This is a genomic window from Algoriphagus lacus, from assembly GCF_003583985.1.
Classification (GTDB): Bacteria; Bacteroidota; Bacteroidia; order Cytophagales; family Cyclobacteriaceae; genus Algoriphagus; species Algoriphagus lacus.
Map to the genome: position 1 here is coordinate 1 of NZ_QXML01000003.1, position 16,461 is coordinate 16,461.

At 42.9% G+C, this 16,461-nt stretch carries 10 protein-coding genes; 7 read left to right on the forward strand and 3 right to left on the reverse strand.

The window, feature by feature from the left end; all coding sequences use genetic code 11:
* Nucleotides 1–213: 213 nt before the first annotated feature.
* Both rluF and D0X99_RS07165 read right to left on the reverse strand, forming a co-directional pair.
* Nucleotides 214–942 (reverse strand): 23S rRNA pseudouridine(2604) synthase RluF, encoded by a 729-nt coding sequence (gene rluF, locus D0X99_RS07160; protein WP_119477000.1) that lies wholly within the window; start codon nt 940–942, stop codon nt 214–216.
* Between the two features lie 82 nt (nt 943–1,024).
* The gene (locus D0X99_RS07165) at nt 1,025–2,326 is read right to left on the reverse strand and encodes a peptidoglycan DD-metalloendopeptidase family protein (protein ID WP_119477001.1); all 1,302 of its coding nucleotides are present in this window, start codon (nt 2,324–2,326) and stop codon (nt 1,025–1,027) included.
* Nucleotides 2,327–2,621: 295 nt separating this feature from the next.
* Here D0X99_RS07165 and aspS point away from each other — a divergent pair, with 295 nt between their 5' ends.
* On the forward strand, nt 2,622–4,376 hold the full coding sequence (aspS, locus tag D0X99_RS07170) for an aspartate--tRNA ligase (RefSeq protein WP_119477002.1): 1,755 nt from the start codon (nt 2,622–2,624) through the stop codon (nt 4,374–4,376).
* Between the two features lie 24 nt (nt 4,377–4,400).
* On the opposite strand, the gene D0X99_RS07175 is transcribed toward aspS, so the two are convergent.
* Nucleotides 4,401–5,090 (reverse strand): lysoplasmalogenase, encoded by a 690-nt coding sequence (locus D0X99_RS07175; RefSeq protein WP_119477003.1) that lies wholly within the window; start codon nt 5,088–5,090, stop codon nt 4,401–4,403.
* Nucleotides 5,091–5,435: 345 nt separating this feature from the next.
* Between D0X99_RS07175 and D0X99_RS07185 the strand changes: the two genes are divergently transcribed.
* The 6 genes from D0X99_RS07185 to D0X99_RS07210 all read left to right on the forward strand — a co-directional run bounded on the left by D0X99_RS07185 (nt 5,436) and on the right by D0X99_RS07210 (nt 16,351).
* Nucleotides 5,436–8,726 carry a TonB-dependent receptor gene (locus D0X99_RS07185; protein ID WP_119477005.1) on the forward strand — a complete coding sequence of 1,097 codons (3,291 nt, stop codon included), beginning with the start codon at nt 5,436–5,438 and terminating at the stop codon, nt 8,724–8,726.
* A 94-nt stretch (nt 8,727–8,820) separates the two neighbouring features.
* Nucleotides 8,821–9,885: a DUF481 domain-containing protein gene (locus tag D0X99_RS07190; protein ID WP_119477006.1), complete on the forward strand. Its 1,065-nt coding sequence runs from the start codon at nt 8,821–8,823 to the stop codon at nt 9,883–9,885.
* Between the two features lie 174 nt (nt 9,886–10,059).
* Nucleotides 10,060–10,863 carry an alpha/beta fold hydrolase gene (locus D0X99_RS07195; RefSeq protein ID WP_119477007.1) on the forward strand — a complete coding sequence of 268 codons (804 nt, stop codon included), beginning with the start codon at nt 10,060–10,062 and terminating at the stop codon, nt 10,861–10,863.
* A complete protein-coding gene (locus D0X99_RS07200) occupies nt 10,860–11,942 on the forward strand; it encodes an efflux RND transporter periplasmic adaptor subunit (protein ID WP_119477008.1) in 1,083 nt (360 codons plus the stop codon). The genes D0X99_RS07195 and D0X99_RS07200 overlap by 4 nt, the downstream gene beginning before the upstream one ends.
* A gap of 3 nt (nt 11,943–11,945) precedes the next feature.
* Entirely contained in the window at nt 11,946–15,008 is a 3,063-nt protein-coding gene (locus D0X99_RS07205) for an efflux RND transporter permease subunit (RefSeq protein WP_119477009.1), read from the forward strand.
* Entirely contained in the window at nt 15,008–16,351 is a 1,344-nt protein-coding gene (locus tag D0X99_RS07210) for a TolC family protein (protein WP_119477010.1), read from the forward strand. The genes D0X99_RS07205 and D0X99_RS07210 overlap by 1 nt, the downstream gene beginning before the upstream one ends.
* The last annotated feature ends 110 nt before the right edge of the window (nt 16,352–16,461 follow it).

Genomic DNA, 16,461 nt, shown 5'->3' on the forward strand with positions numbered 1-16,461 from the left:
CTGCAACGAGGTGACCTGTACCCCTGCGATGCACCAGCTCAACAGAAGAACGGAACTCAGAGTGGGCAAGTCCTCCTACGGCTACACCGGAAGACAGAAAAAAGTCGATACGATGTAATTCAGATAAGACCAAAACTTAAGTCTGCTCAATAAATTCGAAAGACCTCCCAAGTTTAGAGAGGTCTTTTCGCTTTTATTCCTGAGTTTTTGTTTCTAAAACGTCTTGGAGGAGTCGGCAATTAAAGAGTTAAGTTCCGCCATTTCCTTCTCGCTTAAATCCCGCCATTTTCCGACAGGAATGTCCAAATGGATATTCATAATACGGATGCGCTTGAGCTGTTTCACGGTGTATCCGAGGTATTCGCACATCCTCCGAATTTGTCTGTTAAGGCCCTGCGTAAGGATGATCCTAAACTTAAATCTACTGATCAATTCTACTTTGCATCGGTCTGTAACAGTACCCAAAATTGGAATCCCGGATGACATTCTTCTAATAAAATTATCATCAATCGGCCGGTCAACAGTTACGATGTATTCTTTTTCATGATTGTTTTTTGACCGTAGGATTTTATTTACAATATCCCCTTCGCTGGTCAACAAAATCAGGCCTTCGCTGTCTTTATCCAATCTGCCGATCGGGAATATCCGCTCTGGATGCCCTATGAAATCAATGATGTTATTTTTTTCTCCTTTTGTATCCGTAGTGGATACAATGCCCACCGGCTTATGAAATGCAATGTAGGTATGCCTTTTTTTGGGTTTCCCAACTAACTCTCCGTCTACCCGTACTTCATCTTCCGGGAATACCTTGGTGCCCAATTCAGGTAATTTTCCATTGATGGTAATCCTTTTTTGCTCCAACAGTTGATCAGCAGCTCTTCTGGAGCAAAAGCCAACCTCGCTGAGGTACTTATTGATACGGATTGAATTTTCTTGCTCCATAAAATCAAAAGGTGGATTTGAGCGAAATTTAATCGATCAAATCCACCTTTTTGGTTAAGGTAAAAAATAAGAGATAAAGAATTTACTCGGAAGATTTGGAGTCTGTGGTTGGTTTTGCCGCTAATAGCTTTTGCTCACCGGAGGTGCTGATCTCAGCCAATAGCTTCATCGCTACTTCCTTTTTGGCATTAAAAGCTACTTTATTAGCTTCCAAAATAGGCTCAGATGGTGGAATTTTCTCCTTCAACCAGTCTTCCTGTTTGCCGTTTTTCCAGAATCTGAAACAAAGGTGAGGGCCTGTCGCCAATCCCGTACTACCAACGTAACCAATGACCTGGCCTTGTTTTACTCGGGTACCTGCTTTTACGCCTTTCCCGATCTTGGACATGTGCAAGTATTGGGTGGTATAAGTCCCGTTGTGTTTGATTTTTACATAATTCCCGTTGGCTGAACTATATTTTGCTTCGACTACTGTGCCGTCGCCTACAGATCGGATTTCAGTTCCTGTTGGAGCGGCATAATCAGTTCCTAAATGTGCTTTGTATCGTTTCTGAACTGGATGGAATCGGTTCAAATTATATCGTGAGCTGATTCGAGTGTATTTGAGCGGATCTCTGAGAAAAGCCTTTTTGAAGCTGTTTCCATTTTGGTCAAAAAATGAAACCTGACCGTTTTGTTCAAAAGGGATCGCATGATAAGGCTGTCCCATGTGTTCGAAATAGGCAAGTTCGATTTCCGAAACACTGACTACTGTTTCCTCGATAACCTTTTCTTCGAATACGACTTTGAATAAATCACCTTTTTGCAATTTTTGAAAGTCCACTGACCAACCGTACAAATCAGCAAACTGGTCAATAATTTCTGGTGAAATTCCCTGCTTTACCATATCCACGTAAAGCGAGGTTTCAATGACACCTCCTACTTCTCTTTTCTTGATTATTGCTGGCTTTTCAGCTTTGTAAATCTCCATGGAGTCCAAGTTGAACACCACGTATTCGGCTGGATTGGGTTCGTAGATGAAAAATTGGGCCTGTGATGAATCAGAAGGGGTGAGGATTGTAAACTTTTTGTTGGCGGCAATCCACCTTACATCAAATACTTCCTTGGATTTTTTGGCGAGTTCATCAATGATTTGATAGGGAACATTGAAAGGGGAAAGAATCGATGCCAGGGTTTGGTTTTTACTGACTGTCCCCTCCACGATATTGAGTCCGGTGACATTGATGCCATAGAGGAAAACCTCTTTTTCCTTGGCTAAGGCTGCACTGTCTGCAACGATCGTATCCGCTTCAATTGAATTCCTTCGATAGCTATCGATTTGGAAAACGGCGGCAGCTCCAAGGGCGATAAAAAGAGCAGCCATGCCTATCCATTTCTTGTTCATTAATCAATCAGATTTTAGGATGAATTCGAATTAATCCCCAATCAAGGGAAATCAGGGCTTTTTTCCAAACGAAATGCCCAATGACGTCTCCCGATTGCCAATTTTCATGCCGCAATGTTGCAGAAAGTAAAAGAAAAGGTCAAAAGAACTGATTTATAACTTTTTAAAATTTTCTCAGAAAAATTCATGATCGATCAGGTAAAATCTTCCTTTTGTTGCGAATCTTCAAAAGACACGTGGTGATCTCTGACGCAAATATTTATCTTTGACCTCCCAAAAAAATCAATGTAGTAAAATGTTGAGAACTCATACTTGTGGCGAATTGCGCATCGATCACGTAAATCAGGATGTAACTCTTGCCGGCTGGGTACAGCGCGTGCGGAATAAAGGGGGATTGATCTGGGTAGATCTCCGTGATCGATATGGTGTCACTCAATTGATTTTCGAAGAAGGATCTACTGATAAAGCGCTACTTGAAAAAGCTGCCCAGCTCGGAAGGGAGTTTGTGGTGCAGGCGAGTGGGAAGGTCATCGAGCGAACATCCAAGAATGATAAAATGCCGACTGGTGATATCGAAATCAAAGTTGGTCAATTGGAAGTCCTTAATCCAGCCAAAGTTCCTCCCTTTATTATTGAAGATGAAACAGACGGGGGTGATGAGTTGAGAATGAAATATCGATACCTCGATCTCAGAAGGAATGTCATCCGGGAGAAACTTCAACTTCGTCACCGCATGATGCAGGAGACCCGTAAGTACATGGATGGGCAAAATTTCATCGAAGTGGAAACTCCGGTATTGATCAAGTCCACACCGGAAGGTGCCCGTGACTTTGTGGTTCCTAGCCGAGTGAATCCTGGGGAGTTTTATGCCTTGCCTCAATCCCCGCAGACTTTCAAGCAATTACTCATGGTTTCCGGATTTGACCGGTATTTCCAGATAGTAAAGTGCTTCCGTGACGAGGACCTTCGTGCGGACCGTCAGCCGGAGTTTACTCAGATCGACTGTGAAATGGCTTTTGTAACTCAGGAAGATATCCTGAGAACTTTCGAAGGCTTGGTAAAACATCTTTTTTCTTCCGTAAAAGGAATCGACCTCGGATACGTTGAGCACATGACGTTCGCTGATGCCATGAAAGGCTATGGAAACGACAAGCCGGATTTGAGATTCGATATGAAATTCGTCGAGCTGGATCACCTGGCAAAGGGAAAAGGCTTTGCGATTTTCGATCAGGCAGAATTAGTTGTGGGGATATGTGCAAAAGGAGCTGCAGAATACACCAGAAAGCAGCTTGATGAGCTGACTGATTGGGTGAAAAGACCACAAATCGGAGCTAAGGGATTGGTGTACCTGAGATACAACTCTGACGGAACACTGAAGTCCAGTGTGGATAAATTCTATTCATCGGAAGACCTGAAAACCTGGGCCGAGGCCTTTGGTGCTCAGCCGGGCGATCTGATGTTGGTACTCAGCGGTGAGGCTAAATCTACCCGCAAGCAGCTATCTGAGTTGAGATTAAAAATGGGGGAAGACCTAGGGCTTCGTGACCGAAATGTATTCAAGCCACTTTGGGTGGTTGATTTTCCGCTTTTGGAATGGGATGAGGAAACCAAGCGCTTCCATGCCATGCACCATCCGTTTACATCGCCAAAACGAGAGGATATTCCATTGTTGGAAACCAATCCGGGAGAAGTACGCGCCAATGCTTATGACCTCGTCATCAACGGAGTTGAAGTCGGCGGTGGTTCCATTCGTATCCATGACCGAGCTACGCAGCAATTGATGTTTAAGCATTTGGGCTTTACTGACGAAGAGGCTCAAAAGCAGTTCGGGTTCCTGATGGAGGCATTTGAATACGGAGCCCCACCACATGGAGGAATTGCTTTCGGATTTGACCGACTTTGCGCGATTTTCGGAGGATCTGATTCCATCCGGGATTACATCGCTTTCCCAAAAAACAATTCCGGCCGAGATGTGATGATCGATTCTCCAAGCACTATCGCAGACGAGCAGTTGGAAGAACTCTCGATTCGGGTAAGTTTGAGAAAATAAAAGAAAGAGGCTTCGGCCTCTTTTTTAGTTGTGGTTTATCAGATAGGATCTGATTCCCATCACTATCAGAAGTTGCGCAGTGGCATAGGTTCCCATGACCAGGATTCCTGACTCGGGGAATTCCATGAAAAATCTGCTGATGGCAATTGCTCCGTCTGAAATAAAAAACAGAATTGCGCCTATAAATACTTGCCAAAAAGAGGCAGGATTACATTTTTTGAACCGCTCCCTTGCAGTAACCACCATGCTCACTATTACAATGATGTAGATGATCACGGGGATCTTCATATTTCCCAAATTGGGATTGATGAGGTAAAACGTAAAGGCTGCAGTAAGGTAAATCGGGAGATTGAAGAAAAAGGCCTTTACAAAGTCCACACGTTCAATTCTTACCGGACTTTGTTGTGCAATTTTAAACCCGATGATGTAGCAGACATGAGCCATAAGAAAAGCTCCCAATCCATAAACAAACAGGTGATTCCACATCAATAGGATATCACCGATCCAAGAAAATATCAAAGCTCCCAGGATCGATTTAGTCAAGAGAGTGGAAGCAATAGGCTTGGTAATCCGGTAGAAATAGAGAATTAACCCCAAAAGAATCAGGGGTTTTGAAAAAAATCGGTAATCAGAATTGCCTTCAATTACGAATGCAAGGTCCGCCAAAGTGGCAATCAAAAACAAATAAAGCCAGATGATGTTCTTATCTCTCAATGGAATATTATTCTGTGTTTAATGCTAAATATAATTGAATTATCTGCGTAATGAGACTTACGCAAGAGTTGAATTCGATTTTAGAGTTTTCATCCTTTTTCAAAATTGGGGCTGTGAGGATTGAAGATCCGTTATTTTTCTCCTTTTTTTTTCAAAGTGGCTTCAAAAAATGAATACTCAACTCTGAAAAAACAGAAAAATTGTTTAAGAAGGGGTGTTAAGCTTTCGTTAAAAAATGTGAAATTTGCGTTGCAAAAATTAATGTTAACTACCCTAAATAACAGGTGGCCCAACTTACCTTTGCAGGGATTTTCAATCAAAACCAACTTTCCAAAACAAAACATTATGAGGCAAAATTTACTGAAGAACTTGCTGGCGATGATGTTACTTGTGCTTAGCACAGGTATAGCATGGTCACAGGGCGTGACGACTTCCGGTATTTCCGGGGTGGTGACAGAAGCAAACGGTCAACCGCTTCCCGGAGCGAACGTGGTTGCAACGCACTTACCATCCGGAACCCGATATGGTGCGGTGTCTAATGTGGACGGAAAATATTCCATCCCAGGTATGCGTGTAGGCGGTCCTTACAGACTTTCTGTTTCATTCATCGGATATTCAACTCAGGACGTTGAAGGTATCGTCCTCTCCTTGGGCGTGTTTTCTAACGTAAATGTAACTCTTGCTGAAGATGGACAGGAACTATCTGAAGTGGTTGTAACTGCTAGTCCAAACAACCTTTTTTCCAATGAAAGAACTGGAGCTAGTACTTCCATTGATAACCGGGCATTGAGCAAGCTTCCCACTATTTCAAGAAGTATCAATGATTTCACCAGACTTACTCCACAATCAAACGGTCAGTCTTTTGCAGGTCAGGATTCAAGATTGAACAACATTACTGTGGATGGTTCTTATTTCAATAACTCATTCGGATTGGGAAGTGGAAGCAATCCAGGAGGTAGAACCGGTGTATCCCCTATATCTCTTGACGCAATTGAACAAATCTCTGTAAACGTTGCACCTTACGATGTAAGACAAGGTAACTTCACGGGTGCAGGTGTAAATACAGTTACCCGAAGCGGAACAAACGAATTCTCAGGTTCTGCTTACTATTTCTGGAGAAATAACAACAACGTAGGTACCAAGGCTGGAGAAAACACCTTCAATCCTGGTGACTTTAGTTATAACCAAGTTGGTTTCCGTCTTGGAGGCCCAATTATCAAAGACAAGTTGTTCTTCTTCGCTTCATTTGAAGATGAGTCTGAGGCACGTCCTGGTACCACCTGGAGAGCAAACAACGGAAGCGAGCCTATCCAAGGTAATGTGACCCGGGTTTTGGCATCTGACCTGGATGCAATGAGTACCTTCCTAAGGGATAATTTCGATTATGAAACAGGTCCTTATCAGGATTATGACAACGAAACAGTGGGAACCAAATTTCTGGTAAAACTGGATTACAACATCAATGACAAGAATAAACTCAGCATAAGATACAACCACTTGGATTCTTCTACTGATGTCTTGATGTCCAACTCTTCTTCACTGGGTTTTGGTAACAGAAACTTGAGACCGGAATCGATGAGCTTCCAGAATTCAGATTACAGCATCCTGGAAAACATCCGCTCAATCGTAGGTGAATTGAATACCCGAGTAAAAGACAACATGACCAATAACCTGATCATAGGATATACCTATCAGGATGAAAGCCGTGGATACAAAGGAGAGTTTTTCCCGATGGTTGACATTTTGAATAATGGTGCGACCTATATGTCATTTGGTTTTGAACCATTCACTCCAAACAACGAATTGAGATATAAGACTTTCCAGATTCAGGATAACTTCCAAATCTTTGCAGGAAAACACACCTTTACAGGTGGTTTCAGCTACGAAAGATATGAGTCTGAAAACGTGTTTTTCCCAGGTTCTCAGTCAGTATACGTGTATAACTCCCTTGATGATTTTTACAAGGACGCGAACAACTTCTTGCAAAATGGAAATACTGTTCCTTCAGGTGTAACCCAAAGAAGATTCCAAGTAAGATGGAATAATATTCCAGGTTCAGAAAAGCCAGTTCAACCTCTGGAGGTGGATTATGTAGGTTTCTTTGCTCAGGATGAGATCCAACTCAGAAGCAATTTGAAAACCACCTTTGGTCTTCGACTTGATGTACCAATCTTTGGAGAAACAGCCCTTAGAAATACGGATGTTGAAAAATTATACTTCAGAAATCCAGAAAGTGCTTATGTTCAATTCAGAACGGATCAACTTCCAGAGCCTAATATTTTATGGTCCCCAAGAGTTGGTTTTAACTGGGATGTATTCAGCAACCAGAAGACTCAAGTAAGAGGTGGTACGGGTATATTTACCGGTAGACCTGCTTATGTATGGATTTCCAACCAAGTAGGTAACAACGGTATTTTGACAGGTTTTGCCCAGTTGGATAACACCACCACCCGTCCATTCAATCCAAATCCTGACACCTACAAGCCTACCGAAGTAACCGGGAAACCAGCTTCTTCTTACGAATTGGCTTTGACAGAATCCAACTTCAAATTTCCTCAGGTATGGAGATCCAACATTGGTATCGATCAGCAATTGCCAGGTGGACTTGTAGCCACAGGTGAATTTATCTACAGTGCTGATGTCAATGGAGTAGCCTATTACAATGGTAACCTCCCAGTTCAGCAAACAAGATTCTCAGGACCAGACGATAGAGCTAGATGGACCTCAAACAGAATAAATAGCAATATTCCAAACGCTATTGTTTTGTCAAATCAAGCAGTTGGTAACTCTTGGGTAGCTTCATTCTCTTTGGAAAAACCATTTGCAAATGGCCTGTATGCGAAAGCAGCTTACAGCTACGGTGAGTCCAAAAACACCGTGGATCCAGGATCAATTGCTGCGGGAACTTGGTTTGGAAATGCGATTTCCGAAAACCCTAATAACCCCGGTCTTGGCTTCTCTTCCAATAATTTGGGTCACAGAGTATTTGGTGTGGTGAGTTATACCAAGGATATCTTCAAGTTTGGAAATACTTCCGTATCGCTCTTCTGGGAATCCAGAACTATCGGTAATGCTAGCTATGTATTCGGTGGTGACATGAACGGTGACGGTGGAACAGCCAACGATTTGATTTATATCCACAAAAACACAAGTGAAATGAATTTCCAGCAATACACCGTAACAGTGTCTGGTCAGCCGGTAACCTTTACTTCACAGCAGCAAGCAGAGGCTTGGGAAGCATACATTCAGCAGGACGAATACCTCAGAGAAAACAGAGGTAATTATGCCGAAAGAGGTGCGGTAATCATGCCAATGGTAAGCCGTGCGGACTTCTCTTTTGCTCAGCAGTTGTTTACCAACATCAACGGAAAGCGAAATACATTGGAGTTCCGTTTGGATATTCTTAACGTAGGCAACCTGATCAATCAGGATTGGGGCTTGGGTCAAACCTTCAACTCCACTCAGCCATTGGTTATCCCAGCAAACAACCAAGGTGGACCTGCAAATGCTCAGGGAGTTTCTCAGTATAGACTTAGAAACTTCGGTGCCAATCTGATTACAGAAACTTACAGACCGACAGCCGGTGTGTCTGACGTTTGGAGAATGCAGTTTGGCTTGAGATACATTTTCAATTAAGCCAATTTTAACACATAGTGAAGGCGCTCCGATTTTTGGGGCGCCTTTTTTTGTATTTTTCAAAAAAAACCGCCCCCCAGTTTATCCAAAGGAAATGAAGAAAATCCAACTCATTTTTCTGTTTATGCTTAGTTCTGTTTGGGCTTTTTCACAAACAGACACCTTGATTCTTAATAATAACGACCTGATTATCGGCGAGATAAAGAGCATGGATAAAAACATCCTGGCCATTGAAACGGATTATTCGGATGTGGATTTTAAAATTAAATGGAACGGCATCAAGAGGGTATATTCAAAAACCAATTACCTGATCACTCTTTCTGACGGGAGAAGATACAATGGTAGAATCCGAAGCCTCAATGACACTATTGTGGAAATTGACACCTATATGCCTTACACGGTAATCAAGTTTTCGGCAAAAACCGAGAATATTGAAAAACCTGCAGGGGATAGGGTAGAGATTACAAAGCCTCAACTTGTCTATCTCAAAGCTTTGGATGAAGGGTTTTGGAGTAGGCTTTCCTTCAATTTTGACATTGGAACAAATCTTACCAAGGCCAATGATTTCCGGCAGTTTACATTCAATACTGCTCTCGGATATTTGGCGGATCGATGGAAGGTCAATATGACTTTCAACAACCTGAAATCTAACCAGAATGACACTGACCCAATTAATCGAACAGAATTCGGTACCCAGTATAATTACTTCCTGCAAAAGGATTGGTACTTGCTTTATTACCTGAACACGCTGACCAACACGGAGCAGTTGATTGATTTAAGAACCTCAAACATGGTTGGTGTGGGAAAATACTTAGTACATACCAATAAAACCTACCTTGGTTTTTCCACCGGAGTCAACTTTAACAACGAAAAATTCACTGGGGAGGAGTCTACTACTCAATCCGGGGAAGCTTTTTTGGGAGCCCAATACAATATTTTTGACATCGGAGATTTAGACCTTTTGTCTACCCTTGTAGCCTACCCAAGTTTGACCGAAAAAGGCCGATGGAGAACTGACTTTAAGTTTGATTTTCGCTACGAGTTGAAGTTTGATCTGTATTTCAAAATAGGTACAACGGTCAACTTCGATAATCAGCCAACAGAAGGAGCTTCAACAGTGGATTATATTTTTCAAACAACAGTGGGCTGGAAATTATAAAGTTGTGAAAAAAAGCAATTCAGCCGGATTTAGGATTGAATAGGAAAAGTATCACTTATTTTTTCCTTTGGTAGCGAAGATTTGCCTCCAGTATCTTTTGTGAAGGCTTAGCCAAAATATGGTTTATTTTTGCTATTCGGTAAACTTTTTACTGATTCTCCTGTCTAAACTGTTATGCTGTATTTCAAGCAATATATACATCCCAATAGTAGCGAATGGGTGGTATTCATCCATGGAGCAGGAGGCTCATCAGCCGTTTGGTACAAGCAGTTGAAGGATTTTAAAAAAGAATTCAACCTGCTGCTCATTGATTTAAGAGGCCATGGTAAATCCACTGACTTGCCAAAGGCAATTTGGAATGAAGAGTATACTTTCCAGGCTGTAACAAAGGACATCATAGAAGTTTTGGATCATCTCAAGACTCCTCCTGCTCATCTGATGGGCGTTTCGCTTGGGACAATTTTAGCCCGCCAACTTGCCGAGTTGGAACCACATCGGGTCAAATCCTTAATCATGGCAGGTGCCGTTACCAGGCTTACTTTACAATCCCGTGTTTTGGTTTTTCTCGGAAATTCTTTCAAGAAGATTATTCCTTACATGTGGCTTTACAGACTGTTTGCATTCATCATCATGCCAAGAAAGCAACATGCTGAATCCAGAAACCTTTTTGTGACAGAGGCCAAAAAACTTTGCCAAAAGGAATTCATTCGTTGGTTCAAACTGACCAAGGATATTAACCCCCTGTTGAGGTACTTCAAAGAAAAAGACTTGGGAATCCCAACGCTCTATGTAATGGGGGACCAGGATGTAATGTTTCTGGAGCCGGTCAAGAATCTGGTTGCACAACATCGGAATTCAGTGTTGAAAATTCTTGAAAAATGTGGGCACGTAGTCAATGTAGAACAGCCGGAATTATTCAATCAACTCTCAACAAACTTCATTAAAACCAACTCCAATCTGACCTTTTCCTCTCAATGAAAAAACAGACAAAAATCGCTCTGATCATCGGTATTCTTGTAATCATAGCTATTGCATTTTTCTATCCTCGTTTGGTTAACAAAACGGCTGAACCAGCGCCAGCCGCAGCCGGACCAGGAGGTGGTGGAGCACAGCAAGACCTTCCTGTCAATGTCATCAAACTTAAAAATGATACGCTGCAAACACAGCTTCAGGTTACCGGCACAATTCTTCCCAATGAATCTGTAAATCTGAGATCTGAAATATCCGGTTTGGTAAGCAGGATTGCATTCAAAGAAGGGCAGTACGTAACAAAAGGGACGCCTTTGATCTATTTGAATGATGATCAGCTTCAGGCGCAGTATCAGCGACTTCAATACACTCAGAAACTTTTTGAAACGCAGGAAAACAGACAAAAACAGTTGCTTGCCAGAGAGGCGATCTCTCAGGAGGAATATGATATCGCGCTGAATCAATTCAACACCGCCTTGGCAGATATCAAATTGGTCGAGGCCCAACTTTCAAAAACAGTGATTCGAGCTCCTTTCAATGGGATGTTGGGATTGAGAATGATTAGTGAGGGTAGCGTAATTGGTACAAATGACGTGATTACCAGCGTTGTCAATATTGATCCTATAAAAATTGAATTTTCAATTCCGGAGCGGTATGCCACTCAGGTGAAGGTTGGATCCCCAATCTATTTCTCCAATGAAGATTCCAAAGAGGAGGTTCAGGGCACGGTGTATGCTTTTGAGCCTCAGATCGACTTGGCTACCCGAACCTTGAAATTGAGAGCTCAAAGCCCCAACAAGAGCGGCAGGTTCCTTCCAGGGATGTTTGTGAAAATCCGTTTTATTCTGGAAGTGACAGAAAGTGCACTGATGGTGCCGGCAGAAGCCGTAATTCCTGAACTTTCCGGGTATAAGGTTTTCATTGTAGGAGCAGACGGCAAAGCAGAGGAGCGGCAGATTCAAATTGGAACTCGAACAGAGTCTCAGGTACAGGTCATTTCGGGATTGAACGAAGGAGACCTGGTACTCACCACAGGTGTAATGCAGGTAAGGCAGGGAATGCCGATCAAACCGAATCAAATCAACTAAGCTATGGCTAGTTTATCCCAAATCAGTATCAACAGGCCAGTATTGGCCATCGTGATGTCCTTGGTGATTCTCCTTTTTGGGGGAATAGGGATTTCATTTTTAGGTATTCGAGAATATCCGAGTGTCGATCCTCCTGTGATCAATGTGAGCACAAGTTACGTGGGAGCCAATGCGGATGTTATTTTGGCTCAAATCACCGAGCCATTGGAAGAGCAGATCAATGGTATACAAGGGATCAAATCCCTAACTTCAGTAAGTGCGGACGGGCGAAGCAACATCACGGTGGAATTTGAAGTGGGTGGTGATTTGGAGGCGGCGGCCAACGACGTGAGAGACAAAGTTGCTGGCGCACAGCGAAACTTACCTCCCGATGCTGAACCTCCGGTAGTATCTAAATCTGATGCGGATTCTCAGCCCATCGTGGCAATTAATGTGAAAAGTGAAAACAGGAACCTGCTGGAACTTACGGATATCGCTACCAATATTTTCAAAGAAAGGTTGCAGACCATTCCCGGTGTAAGTAGGGTTCAGATTTGGGGGGAAAAGCAGTATGCCATACGCCTCCGAATGGACCCTTTGAGAATGGCTTCATATGGGATTACTCCATTGGACGTTCTACAAAAGGTTCAAAGCGAGAACGTGGAATTGCCTTCAGGGAGGATCGAAGGAGAGAGTATTGAGCTTTCGGTGAGGACAAAAAGTAGGTTGAGTTCACCTCAGGAATTCAATAACCTGATCATCAAAGAAGATCAAAATAATATTGTTCGATTTCAGGATATCGGTACGGCAGAACTGTCAGCCTTAAATGAAAAGACACTGCTGAGAAGAGACGGTGTTCCCATGGTGGCGGTTGTTTTGGTCCCGCTCCCCGGTTCTAATAACATTGAGATCGCAGACGAATTTTATCGCAGACTTGAGTTTATCAAGAAGGACCTTCCCGCGGATGTGGGCGTGGAAATTGGTTTTGACAGTACAAGCTATATCCGGCAATCCATCGCTGAGGTGGAAGAGACCATTATCACCGCATTTATCCTGGTGGTTGCGATCATTTTTATTTTCCTGAGAGACTGGAGGACCACTTTCATTCCAGTGGTCACAATTCCGATTTCCTTGGTGGGGGTGTTCTTCATCATGTACCTGATGGATTTTTCCATCAACGTATTGACCCTACTTGGTATCGTACTTTCCATCGGTCTGGTGGTGGATGATGCCATCGTGGTATTGGAAAACATATATGCACGAATTGAAAAGGGGGAAAGTCCCAAAAAAGCAGCTGAGGAAGGTTCAGAGGAGATTTTCTTTGCGGTAATTGCTACCACTGTAGCCCTGGCTGCAGTATTCCTTCCGGTGATATTCTTGACCGGTACCACCGGTCGACTTTTCCGGGAATTCGGGATTGTAGTTGCTGGTTCGGTAATTATCTCAGCGTTTGTAGCCTTGACAATGACACCAATGTTGAGTGCCAAAATGTTGAAAAACAGGCAAAAACATAACGCGATTTATACATTCACGGAGCCCTTTTTCGTATGGTTGAATGATCTGTATGATAGAGCCCTTGCCCAATTCATGAAAGTTAAGTGGATTTCATTTCCGATTATTCTAGTGATGATTGCAGGGATTTATTTCTTTTTCAACCAACTGCAAACGGAGCTTGTTCCGATCGAAGACCGTGGCGAACTGAGGGTGAACCTTACAGGTCCCGAAGGAGCAACGTTTGGGTACATGGACAAGGTCATCGAGGATCTTTCCAAAGAATTAACAGAAGTCATCCCACAAGAGGAAAGAATTTCGATCACGACTGTTACCTCTCCGGGATTTGGTACAGCAAATACCAACTCAGGATTTGTCAGATTGTATCTGACCGACGCTTCTCAGCGAACACGGACCCAGCAAGAGATTTTCAACAGTATAAACGCTAAGTTGAAAAATGTTACTTCGGTGAGAGCTTTTGCCCAGCAGCCTCCTTCAGTGGGAGATCGCAGAGGTGGCCTCCCGGTTCAATATGTGATCCAGGCACCTACACTTGAAAAGCTAAAAGAGGTGATCCCTGCCTTCATGGAGAAGGCAGGTCAAAGCCCGGCATTCATCTTCACAGATATCAACCTGAAGTTTACCAAGCCTGAACTTGAAATCGAAATCGACCGGGAAAAAGCGAGAAACCTGGGGGTATCTGTTCAGGAAATTGCCCGAACCCTTCAGCTTTCCTATTCCGGCCAGCGTTTTGCCTATTTCATTATGAACGGTAAGCAATATCAGGTACTTGGAGAAATGAGGCTGCAGGACAGAAATGAACCAGTAAACTTGAGAATGCTCTATGTTAGGGCTGGAAATGGTCAGTTGGTTCAGCTGGACAACTTGGTCAAAGTGGTAGAAAAGAGTACACCACCACAATTGTATCGTTACAACCGCTTCGTTAGTGCAACCGTTTCTGCTAACCTGGCAGAGGGGTATACGATTGGTGCTGGTTTGGATGAGATGGATCGAATCGCAGAGGAAGTATTGGACGGGTCTTATTCCACAGACGTGGCTGGTCCTTCCAAGGAATTCCGAGAAAGCTCAAACAGTTTGTTGTTTGCGTTCATTTTCGCCCTGGTCTTGATCTATTTGGTTCTTGCCGCCCAGTTTGAAAGCTTCATGGATCCATTGACGATCATGTTCACTGTTCCGCTTGCGATATTTGGAGCTTTGGCTACACTATGGTCCTTCGGTTTTACCCTAAATATTTTCAGCCAGATTGGGATCATTATGTTGATAGGTTTGGTGACCAAAAACGGGATCTTGATTGTGGAATTTGCCAACCAGCGGAAATCGCTGGGTATGTCTGTGGAGGAAGCCATCTATGGAGCGGCAGTTTCCCGATTCCGCCCTATTTTGATGACAAGCTTGTCTACTATCCTTGGTATTTTGCCGATTGCCTTGGCACTTGGTGCCGGTGCGGAGAGTAGAGTTCCAATGGGTGCAGCAGTTATCGGAGGATTGACCTTCGCGACCATTTTGACACTGTTTGTTATCCCTGCCATTTACACCTATCTCACTTCTAAAAAGGGAAGCTTAGCAAGAATTTAATGAAAAAATTAGCCTTTTTTATCACTTGGGGTTGCTTGTTGACCGGATTGAATGCGTTTGCTCAAGAGTCGCTCGACCTTGAGAAAGCCATCCAAATTGGTCTTGAAAAGAACCTCCAGATCAAGATTTCAGTCGAAAATGTCACACAGCGTGAAATTGACGAAAAAATTGGAATGGGGGATTTGTTTATGCCTCAGGTTGATGCGACCTATTTGCGGTCTTTCAGTCAGGAGGATGTGACTCAGAAATTTGTGAACGACCCCGCTCCACGGCAAATCGACAATGCAAAATCCCGAAATGAGAACTTCAACATTGTAGGTATTTATGGCTTTCGTCCGGAGTCTGTCGTGACCATGAAGCGATTGGGGCAATTGACAGAGATCAGTGATTTGGAAGCTAAAATATCTGTTGAAAATACCGTAGCTGGTATTTCCACTGCGTATTACCGGCTTATTTTGGAATTGCAGAGATACCAGGTTTTGAAAGAAACACTGACCCTAAGCCGAGCCCGATTGAATATTGCCAAAGCTCAATATGAGCTTGGAGGTGCAGGGAAAAGGGATTTCCTTTCGGCTGAGGTCGATTACAATTCGGACTCCAGTTTGCTTTTGACTCAGGAGCAGATTATCCAAAATGCTCGGGTAAATCTCAATGAGTTGATGGCGACCGATCCAAATGAAGCATTTATGGTAAAGGATACCATTACAGTAGGGGAGATCCTTACTCTGGAAGACTTGCAGGAAAATGCTTTTTTGGAAAACAAACTTCTTTTGATCAATCAAAGACTTAAGAATGTGGCCTTTTTGCAAAGAAGAGAATTGCAGGCTTCAAGACTGCCCATCTTGAATCTAAATGGAAGTTACGTAAACAATACAGCAAATTCGGACGCCGGATTTTTGATCCAAAACCAACGACAAGGATTTAATTACGGTGGAAACATAACTGTGAATCTTTTCAGCGGGTTGACACTGAATCGACGAATTCAGAGTGCCAGAGCGCAGGAGCGAATTCAGGATTATGCCATGGATGAATATGAAATTCAATTAAAATCCGATATCGCTAGGGCTTACAATACCTATCAGAATAATCTCAGCCTCTTGAATATTGAGAAAATGAATTACGCGGTAGCTAGGGAAAACACAGAAATTGCCTTGGAAAGATTCAGGTTGGGAATAGCCTCTTATCTTGAATTCCGGGATGCTCAGGTAAATTTGCTGACGGCAGAAAACAGACTTATAACTTCTGTTTTTCAGATTAAAGAACAGGAAATTGAACTCATGAGACTGAGTGGTAAAATTTTCTTTGAAAATAGTATGCAGGAATTTCAACTGCCTGAAAATTGATCCAAAACGGAAGCCTTAAAAGCTTCCGTTTTTTATTTGCTTTTTTTAAGAATCGCTTTATTTTTCTTTTGGCATAGCGTTTGCCAAGTCGGCAGGAGTACCATCCGGGA